General features: G+C 71.0%; 1 protein-coding gene. It reads right to left on the bottom strand.

The window, feature by feature from the left end; genetic code table 11:
- Window positions 1–228: hypothetical protein (locus ACZ7HQ_RS45150; protein WP_471003381.1), on the bottom strand; the 228-nt coding region annotated here is incomplete at its 3' end.
- Window positions 229–262: the final 34 nt, after the last annotated feature.

Here is a 262-nt window from a genome sequence, read left to right as displayed (position 1 = left end):
CGTGCCGGTGTACTCGGCCGGGGCTTCGCCGCTCAGCGGTGCCGCGTCCGGTCGCGGTGCTTCGGAGGAGGTACGCAGCCCTGTCGGGGGCGCCGGGTCGCCTTCGGGCACGGTCATGCTCGTGGTCGTGTTCGTGTCACGGGGTGCCGGGGTGAGCGACTGGTCCGTACCGTCGGACAGGTACTCCTGACCGTTTCGGTCGGCCTGCTGGTCAGGCAGGCCGGTCACATCGTCGTCTGTCAGGCCTGTCGCGTCGGTCCCG

The organism is Streptomyces sp. NPDC037290 (assembly GCF_055603245.1).
Note: the sequence above shows the minus strand (reverse complement) of the source record. Positions and strands in the feature narration are given on the sequence as shown.